Origin of the sequence: Pseudomonas sp. GD04158, assembly GCF_029834875.1 — a bacterium.
Lineage (GTDB): Bacteria > Pseudomonadota > Gammaproteobacteria > Pseudomonadales > Pseudomonadaceae > Aquipseudomonas > Aquipseudomonas hydrolytica.
The window spans coordinates 16,743-32,476 of sequence record NZ_JAODYT010000022.1 but is presented as its reverse complement, the minus strand read 5'-3'; the positions used below and the strand labels follow the sequence as shown (position 1 = coordinate 32,476).

General features: G+C 66.8%; 16 protein-coding genes. 5 read left to right on the top strand and 11 right to left on the bottom strand.

The features are described from left to right. Window positions 1-88 precede the first annotated feature (88 nt). Both N7333_RS10950 and N7333_RS10945 read left to right on the top strand, forming a co-directional pair. Window positions 89-2,575, top strand: a complete 2,487-nt coding sequence (locus N7333_RS10950; protein WP_129482791.1) for a circularly permuted type 2 ATP-grasp protein — start codon at window positions 89-91, stop codon at window positions 2,573-2,575. After that, window positions 2,572-3,465 (top strand): transglutaminase family protein, encoded by an 894-nt coding sequence (locus N7333_RS10945; protein ID WP_129482792.1) that lies wholly within the window; start codon window positions 2,572-2,574, stop codon window positions 3,463-3,465. The genes N7333_RS10950 and N7333_RS10945 overlap by 4 nt, the downstream gene beginning before the upstream one ends. Window positions 3,466-3,503: 38 nt before the next feature. Here N7333_RS10945 and azu read toward each other — a convergent pair whose 3' ends face one another. From azu to N7333_RS10895, 10 genes are all read right to left on the bottom strand, one after another. Then, window positions 3,504-3,953: an azurin gene (azu, locus tag N7333_RS10940; RefSeq protein ID WP_003246859.1), complete on the bottom strand. Its 450-nt coding sequence runs from the start codon at window positions 3,951-3,953 to the stop codon at window positions 3,504-3,506. A gap of 389 nt (window positions 3,954-4,342) precedes the next feature. Next, entirely contained in the window at window positions 4,343-5,278 is a 936-nt protein-coding gene (locus tag N7333_RS10935; protein ID WP_129482793.1) for a DUF808 domain-containing protein, read from the bottom strand. Between the two features lie 65 nt (window positions 5,279-5,343). Beyond that, entirely contained in the window at window positions 5,344-5,931 is a 588-nt protein-coding gene (locus N7333_RS10930; RefSeq protein WP_096827462.1) for a TIGR00730 family Rossman fold protein, read from the bottom strand. 236 nt (window positions 5,932-6,167) lie between these two features. After that, on the bottom strand, window positions 6,168-6,782 hold the full coding sequence (locus N7333_RS10925) for a LysE family transporter (RefSeq protein ID WP_129482794.1): 615 nt from the start codon (window positions 6,780-6,782) through the stop codon (window positions 6,168-6,170). A 523-nt stretch (window positions 6,783-7,305) separates the two neighbouring features. Beyond that, entirely contained in the window at window positions 7,306-8,220 is a 915-nt protein-coding gene (locus N7333_RS10920) for a glycerophosphodiester phosphodiesterase (RefSeq protein WP_129482795.1), read from the bottom strand. A 142-nt stretch (window positions 8,221-8,362) separates the two neighbouring features. Continuing rightward, window positions 8,363-8,935, bottom strand: a complete 573-nt coding sequence (locus N7333_RS10915) for a HupE/UreJ family protein (RefSeq protein ID WP_003246864.1) — start codon at window positions 8,933-8,935, stop codon at window positions 8,363-8,365. A gap of 21 nt (window positions 8,936-8,956) precedes the next feature. Further along, on the bottom strand, window positions 8,957-9,571 hold the full coding sequence (gene ureG, locus N7333_RS10910) for an urease accessory protein UreG (protein ID WP_003246865.1): 615 nt from the start codon (window positions 9,569-9,571) through the stop codon (window positions 8,957-8,959). Window positions 9,572-9,587: 16 nt separating this feature from the next. After that, window positions 9,588-10,262 (bottom strand): urease accessory protein UreF, encoded by a 675-nt coding sequence (locus N7333_RS10905; protein WP_129482796.1) that lies wholly within the window; start codon window positions 10,260-10,262, stop codon window positions 9,588-9,590. Window positions 10,263-10,299: 37 nt separating this feature from the next. Continuing rightward, window positions 10,300-10,800, bottom strand: coding sequence for an urease accessory protein UreE (ureE, locus tag N7333_RS10900; protein ID WP_129482797.1), 501 nt, complete (start codon window positions 10,798-10,800; stop codon window positions 10,300-10,302). Between the two features lie 163 nt (window positions 10,801-10,963). Further along, the gene (locus tag N7333_RS10895; RefSeq protein WP_129482918.1) at window positions 10,964-11,599 is read right to left on the bottom strand and encodes a TetR family transcriptional regulator; all 636 of its coding nucleotides are present in this window, start codon (window positions 11,597-11,599) and stop codon (window positions 10,964-10,966) included. 147 nt (window positions 11,600-11,746) lie between these two features. Between N7333_RS10895 and N7333_RS10890 the strand changes: the two genes are divergently transcribed. Both N7333_RS10890 and N7333_RS10885 read left to right on the top strand, forming a co-directional pair. After that, window positions 11,747-12,835 (top strand): ferredoxin reductase, encoded by a 1,089-nt coding sequence (locus N7333_RS10890; protein ID WP_129482798.1) that lies wholly within the window; start codon window positions 11,747-11,749, stop codon window positions 12,833-12,835. Then, entirely contained in the window at window positions 12,793-13,914 is a 1,122-nt protein-coding gene (locus N7333_RS10885) for a fatty acid desaturase (protein ID WP_177491146.1), read from the top strand. Before N7333_RS10890 ends, N7333_RS10885 begins: the two co-directional genes overlap by 43 nt. Window positions 13,915-13,974: 60 nt before the next feature. On the opposite strand, the gene N7333_RS10880 is transcribed toward N7333_RS10885, so the two are convergent. After that, a complete protein-coding gene (locus N7333_RS10880) occupies window positions 13,975-14,550 on the bottom strand; it encodes a hypothetical protein (protein WP_129482800.1) in 576 nt (191 codons plus the stop codon). A 274-nt stretch (window positions 14,551-14,824) separates the two neighbouring features. On the opposite strand from N7333_RS10880, the gene N7333_RS10875 reads away from it, so the two are divergent. Further along, window positions 14,825-15,724, top strand: coding sequence for an AEC family transporter (locus N7333_RS10875; RefSeq protein WP_011920864.1), 900 nt, complete (start codon window positions 14,825-14,827; stop codon window positions 15,722-15,724). Window positions 15,725-15,734: the final 10 nt, after the last annotated feature.

The following is a 15,734-nucleotide window of genomic DNA, read 5'->3' as shown; positions in this document are numbered from 1 at the left end:
TTGCCGGCGATGCTTCGATTGTCGCGTCGGATCGCCCGCAAGCGGGCTCCTACTGGGAACGTCCTGCGTCAAACCTTTTGAGCCTGCCATGCACGACCTGCTAGCCGATTACCCGCCGCCCAACGGCGCCTACCACGAACTGCTCGACGCCAAGGGCAACGTGCGTCCGCACTGGCGCCGCCTGTACGAGCAGCTGGCGCGCAGCCGCCCGGAGCACCTGGCGCAGCGCGAGGCCATGCTGGCGCGGCAGATTCAGGAAAACGGCGTCACCTATAACGTTTACGCCGACCCGGATGGCGCCGACCGCCCGTGGGAACTGGACCTGCTGCCCAACCTGATCCCGGCTGACGAGTGGCAGCAGATCGCCGCCGGCGTGGCGCAGCGCGCGACCCTGCTCAACCGCGTGCTGGCCGATCTGTATGGCCCGCAGAAGCTGATCGCCGAAGGCCTGCTGCCCACCGAGCTGGTGTTCGGCCACAACAACTTCCTCTGGCCGTGCCAGGGCATGCAGGCGCCGGGCGGTACCTGGCTGCACCTGTATGCCGTGGACCTGGCCCGCGCGCCGGACGGGCGCTGGTGGGTTACCGCCGACCGTACTCAGGCGCCCTCCGGCGCCGGCTATGCGCTGGAGAACCGGCAGATCGTCTCGCGCGCCTTCCCCGAGCTGTACCGCGACCTGCGCGTGCAGTACCTGGCCAGTTTCTTCCGTACCCTGCAGGACACTCTGGCGCGCCAGGCCCCCAGTGGCGGCGAGACGCCGCTGGTGGTGCTGCTGACGCCGGGGCGCTTCAACGAAAGCTATTTCGAGCACCTGTACCTGGCGCGCCAGCTCGGCTACCCGCTGGTCGAGGGCAGCGACCTGACCGTGCGCGACGCCACCCTCTACCTCAAGACCCTGGCCGGCCTGCGCCGCGTGCACGCGGTGCTGCGCCGCCTCGACGACGACTACTGCGACCCGCTGGAGCTGCGCACCGATTCCGCCCTTGGCGTGCCCGGCCTGCTCGAGGCGGTGCGCCGTGGTCGCGTGCTGGTGGCCAATGCCCTGGGCAGCGGCGTGCTGGAATCGCCCGGCCTGCCCGGTTTCCTGCCTGCCATCAGCGAGCACCTGCTGGGTGAGGAGCTGCTGCTGCCGTCCATCGCCAGCTGGTGGTGCGGCGAGCCGCCGGTGCTGGACGAGGCGCTGGATAAGCTCGACGAACTGCTGGTGCGCCCGGCCTTTCCCTCGCAAAGCTTCGCCCCGGTGTTTGGCCGTGATCTGGACGAGGCGCAGCGCGCCAAGCTGGCCGCACGCCTCAGGCAGCGCCCCTACGCCTACGTGGCGCAGGCGCGGGCCAAGCTGTCGCAGGCGCCGGTGTGGGACGGCAGCGGCCTGCAGCCACGCGCCATCGGCATGCGTGTGTTCGCCGTGGCCAGCGCCGATGGCTACCGGGTGATGCCCGGCGGCCTGACCCGCGTGGCCGGCGAGGCCGATGCCGAGGTGGTGTCGATGCAGCGCGGCGGCGCGAGCAAGGACACCTGGGTGCTCGGCACCCGGCAGAGCGCGGGCGAGCCGTGGCAGACGCAGCGCACCCTGGGCAGCGCCGATCTGGTACGCAGCGACCCCTTCCTGCCTTCGCGGGTGGTGGAGAACCTGTACTGGTTCGGTCGGTACGCCGAGCGCTGCGAAGACGGTGCGCGCCTGCTGCGCATCATGCTGGCGCGCTACGTCGACGATGACGACGACCCGCAGGCGCTGCAGAGTGCCCTGGCACTGGCGCAGGAGCTGGGGCTGCTGGCCGGCGCGGATGAAGGCGAGCTGGAGGCGCGCCTGCTGCAGGCACTACTGGGCAGCGACTGGCCGGCCAGCCTGCGCGCCAATCTGCAGCGCCTGCAATGGTCGGCCGGTAGCGTGCGCGGCAAGCTGTCCCAGGCCAACTGGCAGGCGCTGGTGGAGTTGCAGCGCGAGGCGCAACTGCTTGAAGGCCAGCCGGCCGACTTCGGCGAACTGCTGGACTTTCTCAACCGCCTGCTGATGTCGCTGGCGGCGCTGTCGGGTTTTGCCCTCGACGACATGACCCGCGACGACGGCTGGCGCTTTCTCATGCTCGGCCGCTATATCGAGCGCCTGCAGTTTCTCTGCGACAGCTTCGCCGGCTTCCTGCGCAGCGGCTCGGCCACCGACCAGTCGGCGCTGGAGTGGCTGCTGGAGCTGGGCAACAGCAGCATCACCTACCGCACCCGTTACCTGGCCTCGGCGCAGTTGATCCCGGTGCTGGACCTGCTGCTGCTGGACGAGCAGAACCCGCATGCGGTGATCTTCCAGATGCGCACCCTGCTGCGCTCGCTGGAGGGGCTCAACGAGCGCTTCGAGCTACCGGCCGAGCGCTACCTGGTCTATCTGGAACAACAGTTGAGCGCCTTCAGCCTGGCCAGCCTGGAGAACCCGCTGTTCGGCCCCGGCAGTACCCGCGCGGTGCTCGAAGGCCTGGCCGACCTGCTGGTGGCCATCAGTGAAGCCGCAGGTGCGGTTTCCGATCACCTCGGGCTGCGTTTCTTCGCCCATGTCGATGTCAGCCAGCGGACGCAATCCTCATGAGCAGCGCGCTGTATCAGGTTCTCCACGATACTCACTACCGCTACTCGGCGCCGGTTTCCCTGGCGCAGCAGCTGGCGCACCTGTGGCCGCGCGAATGCCCTTGGCAGCGCTGTCACGAGCAGGAGCTGCGCATCGACCCGCAGCCCTGCCAGCGCCGCGACGGCCTGGACGTGTTCGGCAACCCGCTGACGCGCCTGGTGTTCGAGCGCCCGCACGAGCAGCTCAGCGTCAGCGCGCGCTTGCGCGTCGAGGTGCTGGCGCGCGCGCCGCTGGATCTGGATGATTCGCCGAGCTGGGAGGCGGCCTGCGCGGCGCTCAGCTATGGCGGCCGGCCCATGGCGCCGGCCCTGCTGGAGGCGGCGCGCTACCGCTTCGAATCGCCCTACGTGCGCCTCAAGCAGGTCTTCGCCGAGTACGCCGATGACTGTTTCACGCCGGGCCGTCCCCTGTTGCAGGCCGGTCAGGCGCTGATGCAGAAGATCTTCGAGGAGTTCAGCTTCGATGCCGGCGCCACCCAGGTGGCCACACCCTTGCTGCAGGTGCTGGAGGAAAAGCGCGGCGTCTGCCAGGACTTCGCCCACCTGATGTTGGCCTGCCTGCGTTCGCGCGGTCTGGCGGCGCGCTACGTCAGCGGCTACCTGCTGACCCAGCCGCCGCCCGGCCAGCCGCGGCTGATCGGCGCCGACGCGTCGCATGCCTGGGTATCGCTGTACTGTCCGCGGCAGGGCTGGGTGGATTTCGACCCGACCAACAACGTGCGCCCGGCGCTGGAGCACATCACCCTGGCCTGGGGCCGGGATTTCTCCGATGTGTCGCCGCTGCGTGGAGTGATTCTGGGAGGCGGCAGCCACGACCCGGAAGTGCAGGTCACGGTGCTGCCGCTGGGATAGGCGGGATGAAGGGCCTCGCCTGAGGCCCTTGGGGTGACTCAGTCGGCCAGGGTCAGGCTGCCTTTCATCAGCGAGTAGTGGCCGGGGAAGGAGCAGAAGAAGCTGTAGTCCTCGCCAGCGGCCAGTTTGCTGACATCGAAGGTCACCGAGGTGCTCTCGCCACCGCCGATCAGGTCGGTATGAGCGATGACGCGCTCGTCACCGGCCTTGAGGTAGCTGGCGTCTGGGCCGGCGGGAATGCCGTCGGTGGCGATGCCGGGCATGTCGGCAGTCTTGCTCAGCACCCAGTTGTGGCCCATGGCGGTCTTGGGCAGGCTGCCTGTGTGCTTGAGGTTGACGGTGAAGGTCTTGCAGCTCTTGCTGACGGAGATGGCCTGGGTGTTGAAGGTCATCTGGTCGGTCGACTCGACATCCACTGCGCATTCGGCAGCCAGGAGCGGGGTGCTGGCCAGGCCGAGCAGAGCGATTAGAGCAGCGTTACGCAACATCTTGATTCCTCCAGTTTCTGATAACCCGGTCAGGTCAGTAGAGACTGGCACAGCTGCCTGCGCTTATGCATGCGACCGAACGCCACGTCTGGTTATTCAGCAAATCTGTGGATAACTCTGTGAGGAAGCTCTGCAGCGGGTTCTCCAGGCCCTGTGCCTGCGGGCTTTCTGGGTAGCTGGTCAGCTTTTGCGCAGATCACCGGTTTGCAACAAAAAATGCTTTGTAATGAATTGCTTGAGGCGAGAGCTGGCACTTGTCCATGCGGCTCGAGAATGGTTTGCCGGTTATCCCCGAAAGCGGTGGAGCAAGCTGTGGATAAGCTTGGGGAAAGCCGCTCGCGACTGCGCCCGGCAAGGGGCGCAGGGAACTGGCCAGAAAATCGCCGCGGTTAACGACTGTGGGGTTTGCGCAGCGCCTGCCACAGACGCGCCGCGAGGCTCACCAGGGGGACGCTGAGCACCCCGGCGACCACGCCCAGCAAGGCATTGAGCAGGGTCGGTACCAGCGCCGAGAGCAGCTGCCCGGCATCGCGGGCGACCCATTCGGCGGCATGATGCACGGCGCTTTCCACCGGCGGCAGGCCATGGCTGAGAATGCCGCCGCCAACCATGAACATGGCCGCGGTGCCGATCACCGACAACGACTTCATCAGCCAGGGGGCCAGGCGCAGGATGCCGCGGCCGCAGGCCCGGGCGAAGGCGCTGGCGCGCTGGCTGAGGTAGAGCCCGGCGTCGTCCAGTTTGACGATGCCGGCCACCAGGCCGTAGACGCCGACGGTCATCAGCAGGGCGATACCGCTGAGCACCAGCACCTGATTGAGGAAACTGGCAGTGGCGACGGTGCCCAGGGTGATGGCGATGATCTCGGCCGACAGCACGAAGTCGGTACGCACCGCGCCGCGGATCTTGTCGCGCTCGAAGGCCACCAGGTCCACCTGCGGATCGGCGATGGCCTCCAGCAGCGGCTGCTGCTCGTCGCCCTCATGCCGGTGCAGCAACTTATGGATCAGTTTCTCGGCCCCTTCGTAGCAGAGGAACAGACCGCCGAGCATCAACAAGGGCACCACCAGCCAGGGCGCCACGGCGCTGATCAGCAGCGCGGCCGGCACCAGGATCGCCTTGTTCACCAGCGAGCCCTTGGCCACCGCCCAGACCACCGGCAGTTCGCGATCCGCCTTGACCCCGGTGACCTGCTGGGCATTGAGGGCGAGGTCGTCGCCCAGCACGCCGGCGGTCTTGCGCGCGGCGATCTTGGTCATGGTGGCGACGTCGTCGAGGACGCTGCTGATATCGTCGATCAGGGCGAGCAGGCTGCTTCCGGCCATGTTGCGGCTTCCATGAGAAAAGAGGCCGCAGATCGTAGCATCGTGTTACATGTCTGCGTACAGGCTCAGATGGGCGAGCGATCCACCCACTTCGGCGCTACGCTGGGGCGCCATTCGCTCAGGGCGTCGAGCAGGTCCTGCGGGCTGTCTGCGATCTGCAGCATCTCGCGGTGCTGCGGACGCACGAAGCGCTCGGCCACCAGATGATCGAGAAAATCCCCCAGCTTGCTGTAGAAACCGTTCACTTCCAGCAGCCCCAGCGGTTTGGCGTGGTAGCCGAGCTGGCCCCAGGTCCACACCTCGAACAGCTCTTCCAGGGTGCCGAGGCCGCCGGGCAGGGCGATGAAGGCGTCGGCCAGTTCGGCCATGCGCGCCTTGCGTGCGTGCATGCCGTCCACCACCTCCAGGCAGGTCAGGCCGCGGTGGCCAATCTCGGCGCGCTCCAGGCTCTGCGGGATGATGCCGATCACCTCGCCGCCGGCATTCAGCGCCGCGTCGGCGACCACACCCATCAGGCCGACGGCGCCGCCGCCGTAGATCAGGCGCAGGCCGCGTTGGGCCAGGTGCTGGCCAAGCGCTTCGGCAGCCTGACGATAGACGGGACTGGCGCCGGGGCTGGCACCACAGAAGACACAGACGCTACGCAGGGACATGTACGGGCTCCTTGGCTGAATGTGCCAAGGGTAACCAGCCGCTGCGCTGCCACCAAGGGTCAGTGCCGCGTATCAATGCCGCAGGTGGCGCAGGCGTAGCTGGCGAGCAGTTGCTTGAGCAGGTCGTTGAGGTGCATGACGCGGCTTCCTGACGCGGGGACATGTCATTCAGGCTAGTCCCGCTGCTGGCGCCGCGCCGTTAGATTGTTTCGATGAGGGCGATAGCCGTCACTCCATCACATCAGCTCCATCGCGCTCATGCCGGCCAGGCCCAGCAGCACCACGCCACAGGCCGCGTAGGTCAGGCGGTGCCAGAGCAGCGAGGCGGTGCGGCGGAACCAGTCCACCAGACCGGCGCAGATGAAGCACCAGAGCAGTGAGGACACCATGAAGCCGGCGAAGAACACCGCCAGGTGCGTCGGCGTTGGCTGGGCAACGCCGATGGCCGCCATCGCCCCGCCCATGGCGGCCCAGTAGACGATGTTCTGCGGGTTGGTCAGCGACAACGCCGCGCCGGCGGCGAATGCGCCTCCGGCCGCGATCTGGCCGTCGTCGCTGGGTTGCGGCGGACGATGGGCGTCGCGCAGCGACTGGTAGCCGAGCCAGGCCAGATACAAAGCGCTGGCCAGGGTCAGGGGATAACGGATCTGCGCGCTGTCGAGCAGCAGGGCCAGGCCGGTGAGACCGAGAGCGGCCCAGGTGGCGTCGCCGACCAGTGAGCCGATCTGTACCAGCAGGGCGGGTTTGTAGCCGTCACGCAAGCCGCGGCGCAGGGTTTCGCTGAACACGGCACCCGGCGCGGCGTTGAACACGAAGCCCAGGAGCATGGCGGCGAGGAAGAAGCTGAACATGGAGTGTCCTTACACGGCAGGCAAAAAAGTCAGAGGTTCTTAGCAGATGGCGTGCCAGCGAATTACAGAAAGTTTTCCACGGGCTCTGTGTGTATCTCTGTGCACAAGCTGGTGGCCTTTGTCTGACGGCCTCGTTATGCGCCGTTCAGCGCAAGCTGACGAATATTTGAGCAAGGCAATTTTTCCTTTGTGCACAGGGGCTTGACAATCTCTCAGGGTGTTTTCCAGGTATCTCAGGATTGTCCACGATAGCTGTGGATAATTTTGTTGGTAAGGCCTGTAAGCATTGCCGCAGGCGATGATTTTCGAGGTCTTCAGCACTTTGCCGGTTTTTTGATCAGCGCCTCGTAGGCATCGGGCGAGGGCGGAAACGGGGCAGGATGTCCAGCGTTTTCGCAGGGGATTCTCTGCACAAGACAGGGTTATCCCCGGATTCTGTTGGCAGTTTTGTGGATAAGCTGGTGGCAAAGCCTTGAGGCCCGTGTCGGGCTTGCTCATGAGGCAGGCGATGAGTTCATCGCCTTCATCGTGGCTCCAGCGCGCCAAGCTGCGTGGAGCGGCCGAGCAGTTGCAGGGCGCGGTCCGGATAGTCGGTGATCAGGCCGTTGGCGCCCATTTCCAGCAGCCGTCGCATGTCGGGCTGCTCGTTGATCGTCCACAGCTGCACGTGCAGGCCGCGCGCCTGGGCATTGCGCACCAGGCGCGGGGTGGCCAGGGTCAGGCCGCTGTGTTGGGGCGGAATCTGCAGCACCGGGTAGGAGGGCGACAGCAGATCGCTCAGGCCCAGCCAGTTCAGTGCCAGCAGCAGGCGCACCGAAACCGGTCCGGCGGAGGTGGCGACTTCCGGACAGAGTTCGCGGAAGCGTTTCAGGCTGCGTTCGTGAAAGCTGCCGACCAGCACCCGGTCGAGCTGGTCGTAGCTGGCCAGGGTTTCGCACAGCAACGCTTCCATGCCCACATCGGGGACCTTGATCTCGACCACCTTGGGTATCAGGGGAAACCGTTCCAGCACCTCGCGCAGGCTGGCGATGCGGGTGCCCTGGCCGCGGTAGGGATAGCTCTGGCCGCCATCGGCCGTCCAGTGGTAGCCGGCGTCGAGCGCCTGCAGTTCGGCCAGGCTGTAATGGGCCACCGGGCCTCGGCCATTGGTGGTGCGCTCGAGGGTATCGTCATGGATGACCACCAGCTCGGCGTCCTGGCTCAGGTGCAGGTCCATTTCCAGCATGTCGACGCCGAGTGCCACCGCGCGCTCGAAGGCGAACAGGGTGTTCTCCGGCCACAGCCCCTTGCCGCCGCGATGGGCGATCACCAGCGGGCGCTCGCCCAGGTCGGCCAGCACTTCGGGCACCGTGGCCGGGCGGCTGGTCAGCGCCAGCACCAGCAGGGCGATGGCGAGCAGCAGCAGGGGGGCGAGCAGGAAGCGGGCGAAGCGCAACATGGGCCGGGTCTCGACAAGGGTTCGGGACTTTGTGCCCCAGCGCAGCGGCATTGGCAAGCGCCAATGCCGCGGCCGGTAGGGTGCGCTGTGCGCACCGCGGGCACCCGCCATGGGTGATCTGTACCTCAGGAGCTATCGGCGCTTAACTGGCCAGCAGCCAGACACCGGTGGCGGCCGACGCAGCGCCGGCGATGCGTACCAGCGGTGCCGCGGCTTGCGGCAGGAAGCGCACCAGGGCGAAGCCGACGGCGTGCAGCGCGGCCGTGGCGACGACGAATCCGATGGCGTAGCCAAAGGGGCTGGCCAGGTCCGGCAGCTCCAGGCCGTGGGCGACGCCGTGGGTCAGGGCGAATACTGCGGTCAGGGTCATGGAGACGGCCACCGGCAGGCGCGCCGCCACGGCCACCAGCAGACCGAAAGCCAGCACCGAACCGGCGATACCGGTTTCCATCAGCGGGATTTCCACGCCGGCGAAACCCAGCAGGCCGCCGATCAGCATGCTGCCGACGAAGGTCAGCGGCAGCGCCCAGCGCGCCGCGCCGCTTTGCTGCGCGGCCCACAGGCCGACGGCGAACATCGCCAGCAGGTGATCGAGGCCGAACACCGGGTGGGCCAGGCCGGCCATGATGCCCGAGTCGCCATGCCCGGGATGGGCGAATGCCAGCGCCGGGGTGCAGAACAGGGCGATGGCGTAGAGGGTTTTGCGCAGATTCATGTGGATCTCCTTGAAGTGGAATCAGGCCGCCGTGAGCATGCCCTGGCGTTCGATGAAGGCGATGATCTCGTCGAGACCCTGGCCGATTTTCTGATTGCTGAAGACGAAGGGCTTGTCGCCGCGCATCTTCAGGGTGTCGCGCTCCATCACCTCCAGCGAGGCGCCGACCATGGGCGCCAAGTCGACCTTGTTGATCACCAGCAGGTCGGATTTGCAGATGCCCGGACCGCCCTTGCGCGGCAGCTTGTCGCCGGCCGACACGTCGATCACGTAGAGGGTCAGGTCGGACAGCTCGGGGCTGAAGGTGGCCGACAGGTTGTCGCCGCCGGACTCGACGATGATCAGGTCCAGGCCCGGGAATCGGCGGTTGAGCTGCTCGACCGCTTCCAGGTTGATCGAGGCGTCTTCGCGGATGGCGGTGTGCGGGCAGCCGCCGGTTTCCACGCCGATGATGCGCTCGGGCTCCAGGGCCTCGTTGCGCACCAGGAACTGGGCGTCTTCCTGGGTGTAGATGTCGTTGGTGACCACGGCGATGTTGTAGCGCTCGCGCAGGGCGCGGCACAGGGCCAGGGTGAGGGCGGTCTTGCCGGAACCGACCGGGCCGCCGATACCGACACGCAGAGGTTGGCTGTTCATGTGCTGATGTTCCTCGTCAGGAGCGGAAGAGACGCGAGTACTGGCGCTCGTGCGCCATGCTCGCCAGGGCCAGGCCGAAGGCGGCGCTGCCCCAGTGTTCGGGGGAAAGGCTGGCGGTCTGCTGCTGGGCGGCCTCGAGCGTTGGCAGCAGGCGGCTGGTCAGGCGCTGGGCGGCCTGCTGGCCCAGCGGCAGCACCTTCATCAGTACGGCCAGCTGATTTTCCAGCCAGCCCCAGAGCCAGGCGGCCAGGGCATCGTCCGGGGTGATCTGCCAGGCACGGGCAGCCAGCGCCCAGGCCAGGGCCAGGCCCGGTTCGTGATGGCTTGCGAGAAGTTCGCGCGCGGCTTCGTCCAGCTCGGGCAGGCCTTCGAGCAGTTGTCGCAGCGAGTAGCCCATCTGCCGGCTTTCCAGAGCCAGCTCGCGGGTTTCGCGGCTGGCGCGGTGCCGTTCGGCCAGTTCCTGCAGGCGCGGCCAGTCGCCCTCGTGCGCGGCGCGACAATGTGCCAGCAGCAGCGGCGCTTCGAAGCGGGCGAGGTTGAGCGTCAACTGATCGGCCAGCCAGCGTTCGGCGGCGTCGGCATCCTGGATCAGGCCGCTGTCGATGGCCCACTCCAGGCCTTGCGAGTAGCTGTAACCGCCGATGGGTAGCTGCGGGCTGGCCAAGCGCAATAGGGCCCAGGCCGGTTTCATAAGCTGACCCCGATATGCGTGGGCGATGTCGCTTGGCTCACTTGCGCACACCGAACTGGTGCAGGCGCGGGCCGTAGTTGAACTCTTCGTCGCCATGATGGGAGTGATGATGACCGCCACCGTAGGCGCCCTGCTCGGGCTGATAGGGCGCCTGGACGGCCTCGACCGTGGCGCCGAGCTGCTCCAGCATGGCCTTGAGCACGTAGTCGTCGGGCAGGCGCAGCCAGCCGTCGCCCAGTTGCAGGGCGACATGGCGGTTACCCAGGTGATAGGCGGCGCGCATCAGCTCGAAGGGGCTGGCGCAGGTGACGTGCAGCAGCGGCTCGGGTTTGGCGCGCACGCGCACGATGCGTCCGTCCTTGGCCTGCAGAAACTCACCATCGGCCAGTGCCGGTTGGCCGCGTTCGAGGAACAGGCCGACTTCCTCGCCCGCGGTGGTGAAGCAGCGCAGGCGACTTTTGCTGCGGGCTTCGAAGGTCAGTTCCAGTTCGGCGTCCGCAGCAGCCTGCGGCGCGATTCGGGTGTGGATCACCAGCATGCGTATCTATTCCGGGGCAATGTGCCCGGAAATAGTGCAAGTGGCTTGCCAAGGCCGAGAAGCGGCGCTGGACGGGGCGTTCAGGCGCTCTGTGGATAACTTGGCGAAGCGGTCAGGATTTATTTGGTGCGTTTTCGCTGCGTGCGCACGCTTGTGGTGCGCGCTACTCGGAGGGCTTGCCCAGGCCCAGCCAGTGCTTGCCGCCGATCATGATGAAGCGCAGCTGCTGGATGATCTTGGCTTCGGCGCTGAGGTGCGCCGGCAGATTCTCCGCCGGCGGGTCGATCAGTTCGGGCAGGGTGGCGAACACCGTCTTCACCACCAGATCCGACACCACGTCGAGGCCGGCATCGTCGAGCTGCGGCATGCGGTTCATCAGCTTGAGGTCGGCGGCCAGATCGCTGGTGATGCGTTCGCGCAGGGCGGCGATGGCCTGGCGCACCGGCTGCGAACCGCCGTACTGCTCGCGGGCGAGAAACAGGAACTGGCCATGGTTGGCGGCCACTTCGGCGAGGAAGATGCGCACCGAGGCGTCGATCATGCCGCGCATCTCGAACTCGTGACGGCGCACCTGGCGGATCGCCGCGCGGAAGGTTTCGCCCACCTCCGCCACCAGCGCCAGGCCCAGCTCGTCCATGTCGGTGAAATGGCGATAGAAACCGGTGGGGACGATGCCGGCGACGCGGGTCACCTCGCGCAGGCTCAGGCTGCCAAAGCCGCGGCCGCTCTCCATCAGGGTGAGGGCGGCTTCCATCAGGGCCTGGCGGGTCTGCTGCTTCTGTTCGGCGCGTGGCGTCATGCGAGATCGGGTCATTGAGCGATGCCGCACTCTAGCAAATGCGCGGCGCCAGCGTCGAACCATGGTCGGCAGCTTTCAGTGAACAACTGTTGACTGAAATAAGGTGGTCTGTCAGCCTTGTGCACAAGTGTTCACTGGAATCGATTTATGGCTCTGCTTTCCCTGGCGCTGGCGCGGCATGTCGCGCGCGGCCTGCAACCGCTGCGCCGGCTCTGTGCATCCGGCTGGCTGCGCGAGGCGGACGTCGACCTGTGCCTGCGTCTGCTGCACCCGGCGCTGCGCCTCAATCGCGTGTTCGCCCAGGTCGAGGCGCGTCGTTGGGTGGCCGACGACATGCTGGCAATCGAGTTGCGCTGCAACGGCAATGCCCGAGACTGGCGAGCCGGGCAACACGTTCAGCTCTATCTGGAGCAGGACGGCGTGCGCCACGGGCGCAGTTACAGCCTGACCAGGGTGACAACCGACGGGCGCATCGAACTGGCGATCAAGCGCCAGCCGGGCGGGCGCCTGTCCAATCGGCTGCTCGATCGCCTGGCGGTTGGCGAGGTGATCGAGCTGGGCCAGGCCTTCGGCGATTTCGCCTGGCCGCAGGAGCAGGGCGCCGTGCTGTTGCTGGCGGCCGGCAGCGGCCTCACGCCCTTGCTCGGCCTGCTGCGTGACGCGCTGGCGCGGGGCTTCGCCGCACCGGTGACGCTGCTGCATCAGGTGCGTCGCCAGGGGCAGCAGGCCTTTGCCGAGGAGTTGCAGGCGCTGGCGGCGCGTCATGCCAACTTGCAGGTGCGCTGGGCCTTCAGTGGTGAGGTGGGTGGCCGCCTGACGGCCGCACAGCTGGCGGCGCTGCCGGGCGAGCACCTGTTGCTATGCGGCCCGCGTGGTTTCGTCGAGCAGGCGTGCGGCTGGTGGTGCGACGCCGGGCGCGGGGGCAGCCTGCAGGCGGAAAGCTTCAGCCCGCTGCCAGTGCTGGCCGAGGCCGATACCGGCGAGGTTCGTCTGCGCTTCGCGCGCAGCGGCCAGCAGGTTTCGGGCAACGGCAATGCCAGTCTGCTGGAGCAGGCCGAGGCCAGCGGGCTGCGCCCGGCTCATGGCTGTCGTCAGGGCATCTGCACCAGCTGCACCTGTCTTCTGCTGGCCGGCACGGTGCGCGATCTGCGCAGCGGCGAGCTGTTCGCCGAACCCAATCAACCCATTCGCTTGTGCGTCAGCGCCCCGCATGGGGATGTGGAGATCGACCTGTGACGACCCGCCTGGACCGTGAACTGAGCCTCGCCGAACTCGAAGCCTTCGGCCAGGAACTGGATGCCCTGCGCCAACGCACCCTGGCCGATCTGGGCGAGGCCGATGCGCGCTACATTCGCCGTGTACGCGCGGCCGTGCGCGGGTGCTGCTGGACTGGTCGCGCGCTGCTGGTGCTCGGTTGGTTCCCGCCGACCTGGCTGCTCGGCACCCTGCTGCTGGGCCTGGGCAAGATCCTGGAGAACATGGAGCTGGGCCACAACGTGATGCACGGCCAGTACGACTGGATGAACGACCCGGAATTCGCCGGTCGCCAGTACGAGTGGGACATCGTCGGGCCGGCCGATTTCTGGCGGCACACCCACAACCACGTGCACCACACCTACACCAACGTGCTGGGTATGGACGATGACGTCGGCTACGGCGTGGTGCGCCTGTTCCCGGAGCAGCGCTGGAAGCCGTTCTATCGCTGGCAGCCGCTGTGGGTAACGATTCAGGCGCTGCTGTTCCAGTACGCCGTGGCCATTCAGCACCTGCGCCTGGACAAGCTGGTCAAGGGGCGTATCAGCAAGGAGGAAGTGAAGCCGCTGGCACGTCGGTTCGGCGCCAAGCTGGTGCGGCAATGGGGCAAGGACTATCTGGCGTTTCCGCTGCTGGCGCTGTTGCTCGGCGCCAACGTACTGGCCGTACTGAGCGGCAACCTGGCGGCCAATCTGCTGCGCAATCTGTGGACCTTTCTGGTGATCTTCTGCGGTCACTTCACCGAGAAGGCGGCGGTATTTGCACCCGAAATACTGGAGGGGGAGACCCGTGGGCACTGGTACCTGCGTCAGCTGCGCGGTTCCAGCAACCTGTCCGGTGGGTCGCTGCTGCATATCCTCACCGGCAACCTCAGCCACCAGATCGAGCATCACCTGTTCCCCGATCTACCGGCGCGGCGCTATGCCGAGCTGGCGCGTGAGGTGCGCCTGATTGCCCAGCGCTATGGCCAGCATTACAACTGCGGCACCCTGTGGGGGCAGTTCGCGACCGTGCTGCGGCGCATCTGGATCTACCGCTTGCCCGCGACAGGAACGGCGTGACTCGCGTGAAAGGCATAAAAAAGCCCGGCATGCGCCGGGCTTTGGGGGGACGCCAAGGGTTCAGGCCGTGTGGCCACGCTGCTTGATCAGGCGATCGGAACCGCCCTCGGCCAGTTGAATGCGCTGGGCACCAGGGGTGCGCTCGGAGCCGTCTTCGGCCAGCTGGATGCGCTGCGCGCCGGGAGTGCGGTCATAACCGCCTTCGGCCAGCTGAACGCGCTGAGCGCCCGGAGTACGTTCATAGCCGCCTTCTACCAGCTGGATGCGCTGAGCACCCGGGGTACGGTCGGAGCCGTCTTCGGCCAGCTGCAGGCGTTGCGCGCCGGGAGTGCGGTCATAACCGCCTTCGGCCAGCTGAACGCGCTGAGCGCCCGGAGTACGTTCATAGCCGCCTTCTACCAGCTGGATGCGCTGGCTGCCCGGAGTGCGGTCGGAACCGTCTTCGGCCAGTTGAATGCGTTGTACGCCCGGGGTGCGCTCCGAGCCGTTCTCGGCCAGCGGTGCGAGGGGTTGCTGTTGTACCTGGCTGTCCTTGGCTTCGCCCACCAGAGGGAAGGGCGCGCTGCTCGGCGCGGCGAATGTGCTGGTGGTTATCAGGCTAAGGGCCAGTGCGGCGAGAGTCAGTTGAGTTTTCATGTCGATGTCTCCGTAGGGGAGTAATAAGTGGCGTCGGAGTCAATTGTTGGGAACATGGACACGGATAAGAACTTGACTGACCTGATAGTGAACATCGATCCCCTCAATACTTGATTGGGAGGCTCTATCTCGGCACTTATGGCCTGGCGTCAGGGCGCTTGGCGGATGCTTCGCAAGGCATCGCGCTGGCCGTCGGGCACGCGTATGCTTGGCGACTTTTGCGGGGCACGGTCGAATCGGCCCCTTCTGCAGTTCTCTAGAGGCGGGTGCAGCCATGCTTGCGGTACAGGCAATTTTGCCGATCTTCGCCCTGATCGTTCTCGGCTACCTGCTTGGCTGGCGCCAGTGGCTCACCAGCGAGTCGGCCGCTGGCCTGGCCAATATCACCTTCAAGCTGTTCATGCCCACGCTGCTGTTCGCCGGTATCGCCAAGGCGTCGCTGGCCGAAGGCCTGTCGCCGATGCTGCTGCTGGCCTATTACCTGCCGGTGCTGCTGGTGTTCGCCGCGGTCAATGCGCTGGCGCACTGGCGGCGCGGTACGGCGACGCCGCTGGGCCTGGTGGCGGCCTTCTCCAACAACGTGCTGGTGGGCATTCCGCTGATCGCCAGCCTGATGGGCAACGACGGCCTGCTCTACGTCTTCGCCATCCTGGTGTTTCACAGCCTCACGCTGTTTTCCCTGCACAGCTTCTACGCCGCTTTCGGCAGCCAGGAGCGGGTCGATACGCGCGCGCTGCTGAAGAACCTGGCCAACCCGATGATCATCGGCCTGGCATTGGGGGCGTTGCTCAATCTGTCCGGGCTGGTCGTGCCGGAGAGCCTGTGGCGGGCGGTGACCTGGCTCGGCCAGGCCGCCTTGCCCTGCGCGCTGATCGTGCTTGGCGCCAGCCTGTCGCGTTACCGCCTGCGCCCGACCGGCGAGGCCTGGGGCGTGGCGTTGGCCAAGCTGCTGCTGTTCCCGGCGCTGGTCTGGTGGCTCAGCGGCCAGCTGCCTGGCCTGAACGACACCGCGCGCAGCGTGCTGGTGCTGCTCGCGGCCTGTCCCAGCGGGGTCAACGTGATGGCCTTTGCCCGTAGCGCCGAAGACAGCCGCAGCGTCAGCGCGGCGATTTCCCTGTCCACACTGCTGGCGGCGGTTTCCCTGCCGGCGTGGATGCTGCTGGTGGGGTTCTGAGCGCTGCGCC

Bases quoted from the DNA above. Each gene is read 5' to 3' on its own strand.
- N7333_RS10950 (WP_129482791.1), top strand. From the start codon at position 89: ATGCACGACCTGCTAGCCGATTACCCGCCGCCCAACGGCGCCTACCAC.
- N7333_RS10945 (WP_129482792.1), top strand. From the start codon at position 2,572: ATGAGCAGCGCGCTGTATCAGGTTCTCCACGATACTCACTACCGCTAC.
- azu (WP_003246859.1), bottom strand. From the start codon at position 3,953: ATGTTGCGTAACGCTGCTCTAATCGCTCTGCTCGGCCTGGCCAGCACC.
- N7333_RS10935 (WP_129482793.1), bottom strand. From the start codon at position 5,278: ATGGCCGGAAGCAGCCTGCTCGCCCTGATCGACGATATCAGCAGCGTC.
- N7333_RS10930 (WP_096827462.1), bottom strand. From the start codon at position 5,931: ATGTCCCTGCGTAGCGTCTGTGTCTTCTGTGGTGCCAGCCCCGGCGCC.
- N7333_RS10925 (WP_129482794.1), bottom strand. From the start codon at position 6,782: ATGTTCAGCTTCTTCCTCGCCGCCATGCTCCTGGGCTTCGTGTTCAAC.
- N7333_RS10920 (WP_129482795.1), bottom strand. From the start codon at position 8,220: ATGTTGCGCTTCGCCCGCTTCCTGCTCGCCCCCCTGCTGCTGCTCGCC.
- N7333_RS10915 (WP_003246864.1), bottom strand. From the start codon at position 8,935: ATGAATCTGCGCAAAACCCTCTACGCCATCGCCCTGTTCTGCACCCCG.
- ureG (WP_003246865.1), bottom strand. From the start codon at position 9,571: ATGAACAGCCAACCTCTGCGTGTCGGTATCGGCGGCCCGGTCGGTTCC.
- N7333_RS10905 (WP_129482796.1), bottom strand. From the start codon at position 10,262: ATGAAACCGGCCTGGGCCCTATTGCGCTTGGCCAGCCCGCAGCTACCC.
- ureE (WP_129482797.1), bottom strand. From the start codon at position 10,800: ATGCTGGTGATCCACACCCGAATCGCGCCGCAGGCTGCTGCGGACGCC.
- N7333_RS10895 (WP_129482918.1), bottom strand. From the start codon at position 11,599: ATGACGCCACGCGCCGAACAGAAGCAGCAGACCCGCCAGGCCCTGATG.
- N7333_RS10890 (WP_129482798.1), top strand. From the start codon at position 11,747: ATGGCTCTGCTTTCCCTGGCGCTGGCGCGGCATGTCGCGCGCGGCCTG.
- N7333_RS10880 (WP_129482800.1), bottom strand. From the start codon at position 14,550: ATGAAAACTCAACTGACTCTCGCCGCACTGGCCCTTAGCCTGATAACC.
- N7333_RS10875 (WP_011920864.1), top strand. From the start codon at position 14,825: ATGCTTGCGGTACAGGCAATTTTGCCGATCTTCGCCCTGATCGTTCTC.